Here is a 13,174-nt window from a genome sequence, read left to right on the forward strand (position 1 = left end):
CCGCCGGTCCGACCACCTGCCCAGCGCAATGCCGGCAACCGTGACCCTCACAGCTGCTGCTTCCTCGGGAGAAACGCCAGGGCGGCCTCTGCGCTTGTGCGCCCCCGCGGTGTTGTTAGCCGTCGTTCTGGCACGTCCAAGCGTGAACCCGCCCCCCCCGCGATCGGCCCAGCCCGTGATCCTCCGGTTCGACCCCGAGCCCACCGGGCGGCTCCTTCTGCCCGGCCCGTCCCGGCGGACACCAGCCGCGTGCTGATGGGCCCGGCAGACCGTGGAGTCGACGTTCACTCCCACTGATCACCGCATCCGCCCGCCCCTGCAACATAGTGAGAAGCCGGGCCCAGATGCCCGCGCGCTGCCAGCGTCGAAAGAGCCCGTAAACGGTCTGCCAGGGACCGTACTCACGCGGCAGATCCCGCCACGGAACACCGGTCCGCACCCGCCACCGCACACCGTCCACCAACCGCCGCCGGTTGCCGGACTTGCGACCCACACCCGCTGCGGGCAGCAACGACTCCAGCACCGACCACTGCTCGTCAGGCCGAGTCGTCGGCCGCCGGAGAGGATGTTCGACCCTGTGGGTCAAGAACGGCTGACAGCTCGTTGGTGCGGCCATGGAACATCTCCGCGAGCAGGGTGTCGCTTGCTTCGGGAAAGTAGCGGGGTAACGGCGCTGAACGGCGCCAGGATGCGCTCCGTTGTGGCGAACAGTCCTGTTCCGCGGGCCGGGAGGAACGCCAAGGTCCGACATATAGCATCTGGGCGTTCCCGCAGGTCAGCGACGTGCTGTTGGGGTCCAGGTCAGCAAGTGGCCAGCATCGGTCCCGATCACGTCCCGCCGTTGCTGACCTCGGTGACGTCCTCCGCAGAGCGGTCCAGGAACCAAGCAAGGGTTGAGGAAGCACAGCGACCGCCCGCCGGCATACCGGCGGCCGGTCGCCGGCCAAGGCACGCTATTGACGAGATCGCCTTGCGGGTGGTCCGGCCGGCCGGAACCCTCCCGTTGAGTATAGACGTCCACGACAGCCGTCAGGCATGTGCTGCCGCTGTACGCTCCTCAACGGCCTGCTTCCGGCAGCGGCAACGCAGACGGCGGTTCTCCCGCTGTAGGGAAGCGAGTCCCTTCCGCTCGTTCCACTCCGGGTCCCTGGGCCGCTCGCTCTCGTCGGCCTGGGCCGGCCACAGCCGGACCATGGGCGAGCCGACCGAGCCGACCGAGCCGACCGAGCCGACCGAGCCGACCGAGCCGACCGAGCCGACCGAGCCGACCGAGCCGACTGAGCCGATCGGGTCCGGGGCTTCCGCTTCGCTGCCTTCAGTGGTCGGCCGCGACGCACACGGCGTAGACGGTGAACTCGGGGTAGTTCTCTACGTTAGGTCCGCGGAAGTCGACGTTGAACGAGACGGTCCAGGCGGTCCCGCTGTCGCTGGGACGGCTGCTGTTGACTCGGTCAGCCGGCCCGGGAGCGGTTGCGTCGGCGCGGTTGTACTCAGGCAGCTCGAAGCCGCCGCCGGTGACGATGTACCCTGCCGGAGCCTTGGCCTCGAGGGTCAGCGGGGCGCTGGTGTTGGTCAGGTCACCGTACTGATCGCCCGCTGGTCGGCCCTTCACCGTGACGACCTGGTGCTTGAGACCGGAGGCGTTCTTGCCGCCGAGGGCGGCGTGGCCGGCGTCACGGACCTGGCCCGCCGTCTTCGCGGCGCCGTCGAGGATTCCCATGATGTGCTGCTCCTTGGGTGGGGTTTTGCAGGATTGTGGACCGACCGTAGAGGCCGCTGTACACCCCACTGCGGCACCTGGATCGGCAACGCCTGGGGGATCACCCAGCCGGGTGTGTCCAACGAGAGGTTGCGCATGGTGGCGAACGGCGGGTGCGGGCGCCGACCAACTGCTTGGGCTTCCGTAAACCCCGTCTGCCCGACCCGGGAGAACCGGGCAAGTGAGGGCATCGTTTCTAATTCGTTCTGCGGTGAACTGTGGTGCCCGGATGGCTTACACGCGGGGTTTCACGGGTTCTTCGAGGACGTGGGCCGCCCCCTACCGGTGGTGATCGGGGCGGCGAGCCTGTGGCCGCCGTCCGAGTGCTGCCCGCAGACAGGAGCCGGCACATGACGGCAAAGTGTTACAACCGCTTCACCTACCTGGCGATCGGTGATGCCCCCACCAGCCTGTACACCTTCGACGTGCTCGCCGGCGATGTGGCCAAGACGGAGGTGGCCCCGTACAACGACGGGTACGACGCCCTGGCCTACAGCTGGTCCAAGGGCCTCTTCTACGCGATGAGCAGGAAGGACTCCAACACGCTGCCCGTCGTCGACCCGGTGAACAAGACCGTCACACCGCAGAAGGTCGCCGGCCTGCCCGAGAACAACTGGGTGCTGGGCGCCGTAAGCCCGGACGGCGGCAAGATGGTGATGTGCGGCCTGCCCCACTCCAGGAGCGCGGTCCTGGACCTGACCGCCAACCCCATCACGGCGACCCTGCAGAACCCTCCGGGTACGGGCGGGCTCGTACGACTGGGCCTACCACCCCGTCGACGGCGCCTCTACGCGGTCGATGGGAAGAACGGCGCCCTGCTGCTCGCCGACCCGACCAAGAACCCTCAGAAGGTCGAACTCAAGGAAAAGGTCTTCCCCAAGGCACAGGCAGGCAGGCTCCTCCGGGCGTACGAGGGGATCGAGGTCGATCAGAAGCTCCGCCAGGCGAATCCCTGGGAGGAATCGATCGATCGCAAGACCGAGGCGGCGAAGGTCACCAAGTCCACCCAGGACCACCGGTTCATCCTGGACACCCCCGGTGACGACCACCTCATCGAAGCGGGCAAGAGCCTCGACGTCGACCTGCGGCTGTACGTGCCCAAGGAAATGCCACTCGAGAAGCCCTACCAGCCGGGCAACCTCGCAGCACGGCGACTGGCCTGACCCCACATCCTGCTCGCGGGCCCACGCCGCCCGTCCCCCTTCCCGGGGGATGGGCCGCCTGCTCTCGCGGGTGGGGTCGTGGAGGAGCCGGCGCGCCAGGGCCACGTACTTCAGTCGATCGGGTGCTGCCCATGGCCCTCGCGCGCTGTGACGAACTGGGGAGTGCGCGCTATGACTAACCGCGTAGTGGGGGGAGTGAACTGCTGCGCATGAGTGAAGATCGCGCGCGTCGCCGAACGCACAGCGGTCAGGACCGGTACGACAGGCCTGTCGAAAGTCATCTTTCCGAAGCCCGCAGCACGGAAATGGTGGCACATCTCCCTGGTGAAAGGGATACCGCTCATGTCTGCACCGTCGACGATCGACCACAACGCCCGCGGATACAGCGTTGAGCTCGCCTACTGGATGGTCCAGGCCGCCGACCTGGCCTACAAGGACGAGGCCACCATCGAGCAGAAGGCCCGGGAGTGGGGTTTCGACCGGGTGCGCCACCACCACACCCGCTTCACGCCGCCCTTCCCGCTGCAGGACACCCAGGCGTACACCATTGCCAGCGATCAGATGATCATCACAGGCTTCCGGGGTACGGAACCGGCCCAGATCCGTGACTGGCTCTCCGACGCCACGACCCCGCCCTGGCCGGGCCCCGCCAAGACCGGCTACATCCACTACGGCTTCGGTGAAGCCCTGGACTCCGTCTTCCCATCCGTCCGCGACACCCTCGCCGAGCTCCGCGACCACGACCAGAGCGTGTGGTTCACCGGGCACAGCCTCGGTGGCGCCCTGGCGATGCTCGCCGGATGCCGGCTCTACCTGGAGGAGCCGTGCCTGCAGGCGGACGGCATCTACACCTTCGGCCAGCCCCGCACCTGCGACCGGCTGCTGGCCGCCGCCTGCAACAAGGGTTTCAAGGACCGGCTGCACCGCTTCGTCAACAACAACGACATCGTCCCCCAGCTCCCGCCCGAGCCCGCATACACCCACGTCAACACCCTGCGCTACATCGACTCCGACGGCCACATCCGCACCTCCATGCCATTGCTCGGTGCACTCACCGACCGGGCCAAGGGCATGACCGCGGACCTCCTCGCACCGGCCGCCGACGCCGTACGCGACCACCCCATCAAGCAGTACGTGGCAGCGCTGGAGAAGAACCTCGCCTGACGCCGCCCGGCTCCGCGCGGCCAGGCCTGGGCACCCTTGAAGCTCAGGCGTGCGGCCTGCCCGTCTTCTACCAGCCCGTGTCCGGCCTGCGTGACGCGCTGGAGACTCGGGACTTGCCTCGGACTTCACCAGCACCGCAACCCTCGCCCTGGCCCGGCCGCGTATATCCCCGGGCCCGTTGCCCGCCCTGCTGCCCGCCCTGCGGGCAGCGCGGCCGGGCTCGCCAACGCCGCCCGCTACCTGCTCAGCACCACCGCCCAGCCGGGCGTTTCGCAGAACCAGCGCCTTGTACGCGTCGGTCATCGAGCGGATGGGACCGACGGCGGTGCCCGGCCGGCGACATCCTCGACCATGGCCACGCCACCATCGCCCTTCCGGCGGTGGCAGCGGGCATCCTCACCGCGCTACGCGCCGAAGCCGCGCGCTTCTTCACCCTGGACGAGGACCTCAAGCGCCGTCATGGCAGCGACGACTTCAACTTCGGCTTCCGCCCCTACGTCACCCACCACGAGCAGCCCGTTGACATCACGGCGATGGCGCGCACCAGCGGAGCGATGTTCGGACTTCCCCCCAGCACCGATCCTGAAGGCGTCACCAGGGGAGAGGTGAGACGCCCTCGACAGCCCCACGGAAGGAGCCGCGGAAGTGGACCAGCACCGTAATCTCCGGCACGGGACGAGCCACAGCCTTGCAAGGCACGCCGTGCCGACGCCAGACTCCACCACGTCGGGCGCGGGACGGGTGGGGGATCCCCCACCCGGCGGGGTCGTCACCACGGAGTACGAGAGCGTCGCCGTCGGCCTCTGCCTCTGCTTCTGCGGTACTACCACCTGCCGCGGCGGCACCCGCGGCTTCAAGTACCGCACCGACTCGCCCCGGTACGCCGCCGCCTATCTGCGGGGATCGAGATAGCCGACAGGGTGATGGTCTCCACGGGACGCCGTCAGTTGTTCGGGGCCGTGGCATCGGTCCACGGTGACCAACATGTCCCCGAAGGCGGCCGCCAAGGCAGCGGTGCCCGGTCTGCCGACTCCGCCGACTCCGCCGACGGACCACCATGCAAGATCGAAGCCAAGCTTGGCCGCTTGGCGGCGACTGCCTCGACAGGGACTCACGCCGGATCCGGCAGGTCCATCAGGGCGAGCTTGACCGGGTCGATTACAACCGTGATGCCAGTGATCCGGCCGTCGACGATGGTGAACGCAAGGACCGAGAGCGGGGTGCCGTCCTCGCGCCAGGAAATGACCCCCGGGAGGCCGTTGACGAGAACCGCCCGCCCCTGCGTGGCTGCGGTGGCGGACAGTTGCGCGCCGGCTGCGACCTTGGTGGCGCCGAGGGCGACGACCACGCCGGACGTGGTGTCGACGGTCAGTTTCACCTCGGGGTCGAGTACCCGCAGCAACTCCTCGAAGTCGCCGCGGCGAGCCGCTGCCAGGAAGGCCTGGACCACATCTCGCTGCTCCCGTCCGGTGCCGGTCGGCCGCTCAATCGTCTGCACCTTCCTGCGGGCGCGGCTGGCGAGCATCTTGGTGGCGGCGGTGGACTTGCCGAGGATCTGGCCGATCTCGTCGAACCGCACCCCGAACAGGTCGTGCAGCACGAACGCCAGCCGCTCGCTCGGCCCGAGCGACTCCAGAACGACGAGGAGCGCGAGCCCGACCGAGTCGGCGAGTACCGCGTCGTCCTCGGGCGCAGGACTGTCGTCGAGCGTCACCACAAGCTCGGACAGACCGTCGTCGTAGGACGCCTCCGGGCGGGCCTGGCGCGATCGCAAGACATCGAGGCTGATCCGGCCGACCACCGTAGTCAGCCAGCCGGCGAGGTTGTGGATGGTCGCCGTGTCCTGGCGGGAGAGCCGTAGCCAGGCCTCCTGGACCACGTCCTCGGCGTCGGCGTGCGACCCGAGCATGCGGTGGGCGACCGCGCGCAGCCGGTCGCGCTGGGCCTCGAACATCTCGGCTATCGGGTCCGTCGGGCTGGTGTCGGACATGTTGTTACCTTCCTCGGCTCTGCTCCGTCATGGGTGATGACGGGCCCGGAGGGGCGCAGGTAACCGATGAAGGAGTAAGACCGATGGAAGCACGTGTGAAGAGCCCGGCCAATCCCGACGTGATCACAGCAATCCAGCACCTCTACAAGGCGATTCACGCGGGGGGCGTAGACAAGCACCTGCTGTCGCTGGTCCATCTGCGCGTCAGCCAGATCAACGGCTGCAGCCCGTGCGTCTTCGCCACGATCCAGTCGGCGAAGCAGGCCGGTGAGACGGAGGAGCGGCTGCCGCCGCCGACCACTTCAGCGAGGAACAGCTGGGCGCGATCACCCTGGAGATCGCGATGACCAACTTCTTCAACCGGATCAACCGCACGGTCCGGGAGCAGGCCGGCAAGACCTGGTGAGTCTCGATGTCTCGAATATAGGGCGCGGTGTTCGGGTCGTGCGTGCAGAAAGTGACGGTGGCCGTCAGGAGATCGTCGTAGACTCCACCCATGGAGAGGATGACGTAGGACCGGACCTCCCGATCTCCGAATTCCCGCTCAGCCTCTTCAAGGCATCCGAGCGCATAGGCAAGGCACTTCCTGGCGCGTCTCCGCTGTTCATCAGATGTGTCAGGCCCTCGGTTGCGGCAGCGGCGTATGCCGGGAAACCCGCGTCGCGGGCGCTTTCGGGAGAGGTGGTGCACTGTGCTGGGCCCGATTCGTCATTTGGTCCAGATATCCAGTAGTTGGTTTGCCGCACGGAAATGATCGGGTGAATCCGTGTTGCATACGACGGTGACGGCAGCGTTACGGTCGGGGCTCACCTTGAAGGTGCTGTGAAACCCCTCCCAGTCGCCGCGATGTACCAGGCTTTTGTCGGGGAGAAGGAGGATTCCGGCCCCGTACCGCCCTTCTTCGATGCCGCGCGAGCGCAGGACGTCGCCCACACTCACCGCTCCCTCCGTGACCCCGGCGAGCAGTTCCGTTCCACCGATGCGACCAGTGCGGTAATTGTCGGCCCAGCGGACGAATTCCCCAGGTGTGGTTTGGACGGACCCGTCTCCGTACTGTTTCCAGGGGGACGAATTGGGAGTGAAGGAGCCGTCCTTCTCGTCGTACGACTTTGCCTTGCCGGGGACGTCCACCGCCGGGGACAGAGTCATGCGCAGGTGCAGCGGGGTGAAGAACTCCTGCTGGATGAAGGTCGGGAACGGCCGGCCGGTGACCCTCTCGACGACATGGGCCAGGAGGACGTAGTTGGAGTTGGAGTAGGAGAAACGCTTGCCTGGCGGATCTTCCGGCTGTGAGGCGAGGATGGCCGCGATCGCTTCCTTCTGGCCGGCCGGATCCGTCAGCTTGATGCCCTTGGCCTCCAGCAGATCCTGGTAGTCGGTAATACCGCTGGTGTGATGTATCAGGTCGCCCAGGGTGACGTCCCGCGTCCAGGCGGGCGGGTTGTCGAGGAAATCGGACAGGGGGTCGTCCAGTGCGATTTGGTGCCGCCCGGCCAACAAAAGGACGGCGTCTGCGGTGAATTGCTTGGAATTGGATGCCATGTCGAAGACCGTCTTCGAGGTGATGGCGCGCCCGGTCGTCAGATCGGCTTTCCCCCTCCCCGCCTCCCAGACAACGCTTCCCCGCATGCCGACAGCTGCCGCACAGCCTGGGCCATCAGGAGACGGCACCAGCTCCTGGAGAACATCTGCGCTGCGTTCCTTGCGGTCATCGCCGGTCGCGTATGCCTGCGGCCCTGCGACTCCTGTCAGTACAACCACGACCATGGCGCCCCCGGCGGCGCACAACGACGCCATCCGATTCACGGACACCACCTTCTTTCTCCACTTGGAACGAGGTTGGCTCAGGGAGGACCTCGAACTTCGGGGGTTGAGATCCTTGAGGGAGCCGGTGTTCGGGACCGTCGAGGTGTCGAAGAAGGAGACGGTGATGGACTGGGCGCGCCAGCTCGCCCCGGCCTTTCATGTCGAACGTCCCGTTGAGGAAGTGCGTCGGCAATGAGCCGACCTGGGCCACCCCCTGCGTGGCGGTGCGGTCCGGGCCATGTCCAGGCACGGCACACCTGGTCCTGGAACTCCGGCTGAGGTGCCTGGGTCAGGACCGGGTCTCCCCTCTGCGGCGGCCGTAGTCGAGCAGCCGGCGCCCCCATATGGAGCTGTGCTCTGCCATGTGATCCCGTTCCTCTGCCGATCGACGGCTGCCGCGCCGGGCGATCCCGTGGCGGTGCGGGCGGAACGCATGCAAATTCAACGCTACTGGGTGGTCCGAAGACGCGCACGAGGGATGGGAGGCGGCCACTGGTACTCGCGGCGGATATGTTCCAGAAGAGGGAGAGGAAGACGACGAGGGTCGGTGAAGCGCCCGCGGGGTCCTCAACCCGGAGCACGGGCACTGGCGTCGCGGCGTGGATGCCGCCGTCATCTACGCCCGCGAGCACGGCGACCTGAAGGTCCCGTTCACCAACCGCGTGCCTGGCGGCGACGACCAGGAGGCGCACCTTGCTCGCCCGCGCACGGGTGGGCCAAGGAGCAAGGAGAACGGACACCTCCTGGGCCGCCGGACGCCATCCTCCAGGGCGCGAAGGTGGGGATCCGGCTGAAGAACGCGCGTGCCGCCGCCCGCAAGGCCGCCGAGAACGAGCAGCGGCGGGCCGAAGGACTGCGGTCGAGTCGTCGGCCGGGCGCTGTCGCAGACCCACCGCAGGAGATCCGAGAAACAGCCCTTGGTCCGAGAGCTACCCGGTGGACGGCCAGAAACGGCCCAGGTCACGGGTTGCGACTGCTGCGCGTGGCGGGCATACGCGCCACCCGGTAGCGTCGAAAACGCGCGTTCCGCCCAAACCGCTGCGGCCTGGCCTGGCATAGCCGCCGCCGATGTCGGCAGAGGAACGAGATCACATGGCAAAGCACAGCATCCCCGCGGTGACCGCCGGGGCAGCTCTGGTCTGTCTGGCGGCATTCGGCCCCACACCCAGCAGCACGGCGTCAGCACCCGCCCAGTCCGCCGGGCAGCCCAGCCCCGCAGGCTCGTCCCGGTTCGTGCCCGGCTCCTGTCCGAAGCCGCCCGAGCCCATCGAAGCGCTGACCGACGCACGGTGCGGTTTCCTCGAGGTCCCCGAGAACCGCTCCCGCCCCGGAGGCCGGACCATCAAGCTAGCCGTGGCGGTCATTCCGGCTGTCACCCCGGCGAAGCCCGCACAGGACCCCGTGGTGTTCATGGCGGGCGGCCCCGGTGCCGACACGTTCGACGACATTCCGTTCCTCGTCGACTCCGGCCTGAACAAGGACCGCGAGCTGATCATCATGGCCCAGCGCGGCAACCTCTACGACCAGCCGAACCTCGCCTGCCCGGAGGTCGACCGGTTCAACGCGCAGGCCGTCGGCCTGGGCTACAACGCACAGGAGGCAGAACAGCTCTTCCTGAAAGCGGTGAAGGACTGCCGGGGCCGCCTGACGGCCGACGGCATAGACCTGAGTGCCTACAACACCACTGAGAACGCGGCCGACTTCGCCGACCTGCGGAAGGCATTGGACATCCCCCAGTGGAACGTCTACGGATACTCCTACGGCAGCAACCTGGCCCTCACGTACCTGCGCCTGCACCCAGAGGGAATCCGCGCGTTCGCGATCGACTCGATCACCCCTCCCCAGGTCGTGACTCTGCCGTGGACATGGGGGAGCACCGCCGAGGGGATCGACAACATCTTCGAGGCGTGCGCGGCGGAGCCCGTCTGCAAGGACCGGTATCCGGACCTCCCCCGTACGCTGACGGAGCAGGTGCGCAAGCTGGAGGCACAGCCCCTGACGCTGAACGTCCCGCCGCCGAGCGGAGGAAAGCCGGTCAAGGTCGTCCTCGACGGGGGCGCACTGCTGAATCTGATCGTCGCCTTCAACCCCCGGCCCAAGGATCTCCCGGCGGCGCTCGAGGAACTCAGCAACGGAAACCCGGAGCGCTTCGCGAAGGCCCGCGCGGCCGGGTCGGTCCAGGACGTCGGCGCGTTCGCGCACGGCCTCACGAACTCGGTGGTGTGCGGCGAGTGGGCGCCGGGGTACTCGGAAGCCGACGTGCTGAAGGCAGGGGGCAAGACTTACCCCGGGTGGCCGGACACGGTCCTGGCCCAAGTGCCGCAACTTCCCTTCCAGTACCCGGCATGCGGGATCTGGAACGTTCCGGACCGCGCCTCCGTCCAGCGGGTGGCCACGGTCAGCTCCGTACCGGCGCTCGTCATCTCCGGCACGTTCGACGTGAAGACGGGGGCGAGTTGGGCGAAGGACGTCGCCCGCAACCTGTCCGGCTCGACCGCCATACAGGTCCCCGGAATCGGCCACTGGGTGGTCCCGCAGTCGCCTTGCGCGCAAAGCGTGCTGGCCTCGTTCTTCGCCCGCCCGACCGCGCCCGACACCAGGTGCGTGGACGGTCTCGAACCCCAACCGTTCACGATCATCCCGAAGTAACCGGGAGGGCAGATGACACTCCACCAAGCGCCCCGTCGTCGCCGCACCGCACGACGACTCCTGCCCACGTCGGCCGGCATGGCGACCGGTCTACTCCTCACCGGCCTACTCCTCACAGGCCTACTCACAGCGCCCGCTCAGGCCCAGCCCCACACCGACGACGACACCGGAGCACCGATCGGCACGACCGCCCGGACGGTGGGCGACGCCCGCTACGAGCCGGGCCCCTGCCCGAAGACACCGGAACCGATTGAGGAGCTCGAAGGGGCCCGCTGCGGAACGCTCACCGTGCCCGAGAACCGTGCCAAACCCAGTAACAAAACGATCAAACTCGGTGTCGCGATCGTGCCCGCCGCGGCCGACACACCGAAACCCGACCCCATCGTGTGGCTCGCGGGCGGACCCGGAGACGACGCCGTGGGGGAGGCGAAGATGGCGATCGACGGCGGCCTGAACCGCGACCGTGACGTGATCCTCATGTCCCAGCGCGGTACGTACTCGGCCGACCCGGCGGCCCTCTGCCCCAACATCGACGAATTCAACGCACGCGCGGTCGGCCTCGTCTACGGCGCTCCGTCCACCGAACGCCTGCACGTCGAGGCCACGAAGGCCTGCCGCGACCAACTGGCGGGCCGCGGGCTCGACCTCAGCGCCTACAACGACACCGAGAGCGCCGCCGACTACGAGGACCTGCGCACCACGCTGGGCATCAAGCAGTGGAACCTGTACGGCATCTCCTACGGCACCCACCTGGCGCTGGTCTACATGCGCCTGCACCCCGAGGGGCTCCGCTCGGTGGGCATCGACGGCATACTGCCGCCGTCCAGGGCCGGGTCGGCGGCGACCTGGAGCAGCGCCCGGCAGGGTTTCGACGGCCTGTTCAAGGCCTGCGCCGACCAGCCGGCGTGCGACAAGCGCTACCCGAACCTGTCGGCCACCTTCGACAAGCTCGTCAGCGAACTCGAAGCCAAGCCGGTCACCACCACCGTCACGCTCCCCGGCAACGACAAGCCGGTGAAGGTCGTGCTCGACGGCGGCGCTCTGGTGAACTGGATGACCTCCGCCACCCATGTGGCGCCCCAGGTACCTGCAGCCCTCGAAGAGCTGGCGAACGGCAAGCCGCAGCGGATCGCCCAGCAGTGGGCGGGCGGCAAGCTCAGCCCGGCGGCCATGGGCAGGGTTGCGCACGGACTTGTCTACGGCGTCTTCTGCAGTGAGTGGACGCCGTACGAGAGCCAGGAGGAGGCGCTCCGGGGCGGACAGGAAGCGTTCCCCTCGTTCCCCCGCTCGGTGCAGGCCCAGGCTCCGCAGCTCACCTTCCTCCGTCCGGACTGCGACGTCTGGAACGTCCCCCCTGCGCCGCCCTCGATCCGGGACGTCACGCGCGGTGACATCCCCACCCTTGCCCTGTCGGGCAGCTTCGACTCCCAGACCGGGGCGGACAACGGTCCGTACGTCGCCCGCACGTTGAGCAAGGCCAAGGTCGTCACGGTCCCCTACGAGCCGCACGTGGTGTTCGCCACGTCGAAGTGCGCTCAAGAGATCGCCGTCTCGTTCTTCGAGACCCCGGCCGCGCCGAAGACCGAGTGCCTGAAGGGCCTCGAGCCGCCGGAGTTCGAGATCGCTCCCTGATAACCGCTCGTGGTCCGCTTCGAGACCACCGTCCTGGTCGCCACGACCGGTGACCAGGACGCCCTGCGTCGGGCCGGGCGGATCCGTGCCCCTTCCCACCTCGTCGGAGTCACCATGGCCCCCACCTGGGACTCACGTCACCCACGCCGCTCCGGGGCCTCGATCCTGCCGGTTCTGCTTCCCATCGCGGTCCTGATCGTGGTGGCGGTGGCCGTGGGGTCTTGGCTGCAGTTCACCGAGCGGCAGGCGCTCGATACGGTCCATACGGTCGGATCCCAAGCCACCGACCGGGTGGACGTGGAGGCCAACGTCCAACGCGTGGACGCCGCGGCCAGGGAGCTGGCACTGCGGGTCCGGGTCACCGCGCGCGGGACCCTCAGCGAGGAGGAGGGGACCGCCCCGGTGGCTGATCTCAGCCTCCAGACCTCCGCGCAGACCCTTGGCGACCTGGAGTTCAAGGCGCACGAGCGGCTCACGACCCGGGATGTGCGGGTCGCGATGACGGATGGATCGATCAGCGACTACCCGTTCGATACCTACGAGACCGACATCGAGTTTTGGGCACAGCTGGACGGCAAGCCGGTGCCGGTACGGATGCTGTTCTCCAACGACGACGCACTCTTCTCGATCTCTGCGAAACCCACCCCGTCCGATCAAGAGGCTGTCGGCGTGGCGCTGGGGCTGGGGCTGGCCCGATCGGGCAGCCTGCTCCTCTTCGTGCTCTTCATGATGGCCGTGATGTGGGCGCTGGCGACGTCCGTGCTCATCGGGGCCTGGTATCTGACGACCCGAGGAGAGGGGCTGGTCTGGGCCGCCCTCGGCTGGATGGCCGCCACCCTGTTCGCCCTCTCGGCCTTCCGCAACAACGCCCCCGGCACACCCCCGATCGGCTGCGTGATGGACTGGTTCGCCTTCCTGTGGGCCGAAACCGTCATCGCCCTCTGCCTGATCGCCGTGGTCATCACCGGCGTCCACACCGCCCTCCAACACGACGACACCCATCCCGCCTGA

10 protein-coding genes and 1 pseudogene are annotated in these 13,174 nt (G+C 68.0%); 7 read left to right on the forward strand and 4 right to left on the reverse strand.

Features of this window, described 5'->3' with window-relative positions; genetic code table 11:
• Nucleotides 1-115: 115 nt before the first annotated feature.
• Together MTF65_RS01835 and MTF65_RS01840 are read right to left on the reverse strand one after the other, a co-directional pair.
• On the reverse strand, nt 116-751 hold the full coding sequence (locus tag MTF65_RS01835; RefSeq protein WP_308407085.1) for a transposase: 636 nt from the start codon (nt 749-751) through the stop codon (nt 116-118).
• Nucleotides 752-1,315: 564 nt separating this feature from the next.
• The gene (locus MTF65_RS01840; RefSeq protein WP_243626383.1) at nt 1,316-1,720 is read right to left on the reverse strand and encodes a hypothetical protein; all 405 of its coding nucleotides are present in this window, start codon (nt 1,718-1,720) and stop codon (nt 1,316-1,318) included.
• 389 nt (nt 1,721-2,109) lie between these two features.
• Here MTF65_RS01840 and MTF65_RS01845 point away from each other — a divergent pair, with 389 nt between their 5' ends.
• From MTF65_RS01845 to MTF65_RS01855, 3 genes are all read left to right on the forward strand, one after another.
• A complete protein-coding gene (locus tag MTF65_RS01845) occupies nt 2,110-2,922 on the forward strand; it encodes a hypothetical protein (RefSeq protein WP_243626384.1) in 813 nt (270 codons plus the stop codon).
• Between the two features lie 342 nt (nt 2,923-3,264).
• Entirely contained in the window at nt 3,265-4,086 is an 822-nt protein-coding gene (locus MTF65_RS01850; protein WP_243626385.1) for a lipase family protein, read from the forward strand.
• A gap of 702 nt (nt 4,087-4,788) precedes the next feature.
• Nucleotides 4,789-4,998: a hypothetical protein gene (locus MTF65_RS01855; protein WP_243626386.1), complete on the forward strand. Its 210-nt coding sequence runs from the start codon at nt 4,789-4,791 to the stop codon at nt 4,996-4,998.
• A gap of 199 nt (nt 4,999-5,197) precedes the next feature.
• Here MTF65_RS01855 and MTF65_RS01860 read toward each other — a convergent pair whose 3' ends face one another.
• On the reverse strand, nt 5,198-6,076 hold the full coding sequence (locus MTF65_RS01860; protein WP_243626387.1) for a sigma-70 family RNA polymerase sigma factor: 879 nt from the start codon (nt 6,074-6,076) through the stop codon (nt 5,198-5,200).
• An 83-nt stretch (nt 6,077-6,159) separates the two neighbouring features.
• Here MTF65_RS01860 and MTF65_RS01865 point away from each other — a divergent pair.
• Nucleotides 6,160-6,482, forward strand: a pseudogene (locus MTF65_RS01865) (carboxymuconolactone decarboxylase family protein).
• Between the two features lie 302 nt (nt 6,483-6,784).
• Here MTF65_RS01865 and MTF65_RS01870 read toward each other — a convergent pair.
• On the reverse strand, nt 6,785-7,873 hold the full coding sequence (locus tag MTF65_RS01870) for a serine hydrolase (protein ID WP_243627265.1): 1,089 nt from the start codon (nt 7,871-7,873) through the stop codon (nt 6,785-6,787).
• Between the two features lie 1,101 nt (nt 7,874-8,974).
• Here MTF65_RS01870 and MTF65_RS01880 point away from each other — a divergent pair.
• The 3 genes from MTF65_RS01880 to MTF65_RS01890 all read left to right on the forward strand — a co-directional run bounded on the left by MTF65_RS01880 (nt 8,975) and on the right by MTF65_RS01890 (nt 13,174).
• Nucleotides 8,975-10,531: an alpha/beta fold hydrolase gene (locus tag MTF65_RS01880; RefSeq protein ID WP_243626388.1), complete on the forward strand. Its 1,557-nt coding sequence runs from the start codon at nt 8,975-8,977 to the stop codon at nt 10,529-10,531.
• Nucleotides 10,532-10,609: 78 nt separating this feature from the next.
• Complete coding sequence (locus tag MTF65_RS01885; protein WP_243626389.1) at nt 10,610-12,163, forward strand: alpha/beta fold hydrolase; 1,554 nt, start codon at nt 10,610-10,612, stop codon at nt 12,161-12,163.
• Nucleotides 12,164-12,277: 114 nt separating this feature from the next.
• Nucleotides 12,278-13,174 (forward strand): DUF4436 family protein, encoded by an 897-nt coding sequence (locus MTF65_RS01890; protein ID WP_243627266.1) that lies wholly within the window; start codon nt 12,278-12,280, stop codon nt 13,172-13,174.

It is taken from the genome of Streptomyces sp. APSN-46.1 (assembly GCF_022815725.1).
Classification (GTDB): Bacteria; Actinomycetota; Actinomycetes; order Streptomycetales; family Streptomycetaceae; genus Streptomyces.